This is a genomic window from Actinomadura roseirufa, from assembly GCF_900659635.1.
GTDB lineage: Bacteria > Actinomycetota > Actinomycetes > Streptosporangiales > Streptosporangiaceae > Spirillospora > Spirillospora roseirufa.
The window spans coordinates 1-1,360 of record NZ_CAACVB010000558.1 but is presented as its reverse complement, the minus strand read 5'-3'; the positions used below and the strand labels follow the sequence as shown (position 1 = coordinate 1,360).

Annotated in this window: 1 protein-coding gene; it reads right to left on the bottom strand. The window is 68.2% G+C overall.

Annotated elements, in window-relative coordinates:
- Positions 1-943: 943 nt before the first annotated feature.
- A partial coding sequence (locus E1291_RS41370; RefSeq protein ID WP_165495555.1) for a tyrosine-type recombinase/integrase occupies positions 944-1,360 on the bottom strand: 417 nt, incomplete at its 5' end.

Genomic DNA, 1,360 nt, shown 5'->3' with positions numbered 1-1,360 from the left:
GATCTCCGCCCAGTCCTCCACCCTGATCACCCTCCACACAGTGAGAGGGGTCAGATTCCAGCCGTCGCCTGGGGGTCAGTTTTCACCCGTCGTCGACACACGGCTTGGCGGTGCCGTCCGGGTGCTCCCCGCGCACGCGGGATGGTCCCTGAGCAGCCACCAGGACCAGGACCAGGGCAGCTGCTCCCCACGCAGGCCGGGATGGTCCTGACGTCGCCCGGGGCATCGGTCTCATGGCAACCTGCTCCCCGCGCACGCGGAGATGGTCCAGGCGGGCGGCCTCCCTCCTCCCTCCTCTGCTCCCCAGGCATGTGGGGATGGTCCCCACGCGGCCAAGGCGGGCGCCAACGTGCTCATCTGCTCCTCGCGCTCGCGGAGATGGTCCCCTCGAGGCCGACCCGAACCCCATCGAGGGCCGCTGCTCCTACGCGGGCGGGGATGGGGGCGGAGATGGGAAGTAGAAAGCGGAGATTGTGGCCGTTCCTCTTTCTCGTGGGATTCGGTGGTGGCTGTGGGGGTGTTTGTTTTGATCAGGGCCGGGGGACTTGTGGAGCGTAAGGCGGGTTAGGAGCTCTCGGGGTGCGTGGTGTGCTCTGTGGTGGCGGTGGGTGGCTGGAAGGTGTTGCCTGAGCTTCTCCGGTGTCCGGTGTGGGTCGGGGAGAGTGGATGGCGGAGATCGACAAGCGGATTGCTGCGCTGGTGTCGTGGAGCAGGACGGGAGACCGTAGGCGGCGTACTCGGCCGGCGAGGGATGCGTTTCTTGCTCGGTTTGAGCGTGAGGTGGATCCGGAGGGTGTGCTTGCGCCGGAGGAGCGGCGTGCGCGGGCTGAGTTGGCCAAGCGGGCGTACATGCTGCGGTTGGCCAAGAGGTCGGCGCAGGTGCGGAAGAAGGGCTGAGGCGTGAGGGAGCCCCGGCGCGGTCGGCGCCGGGGCTCTGTGGTTGTTAGTCCTCCATGATGCGGTCGTAGGTGCGGCGGGCTCGGGTGCCGGCGGCGCTGCGGCCGTAGCGGCGGAGCATCTGGGGTGATGTCCAGCCGTTGAGTTCCATGAGGTCGCCTTCGGCGCCGCCCTTGTCGAGCCAGGTGTGGGAGAAGTGGTGGCGGAATTTGTGCGGGTGGACGGTGACGCCGCATTCGTGGCCGCGGCGGGCGACCATCTGGTAGATGCCGTTGGCGGTCATGGGTGGGCGGTTGTTGGTGCCCAGCCACAGGTGGCGGCTGGTGGCGTGGGTGTGTTTGGCGCGGGTGCGCAGGTAGCGGTCGATGGCGCGGGCTGAGGGGTGTCCGAAGCGGACGATGCGTTGTTTGTTGCCCTTGCCGGTGACGAGGAGTTCGCGGCGCATCAGGTCCAGGTCGCTGCG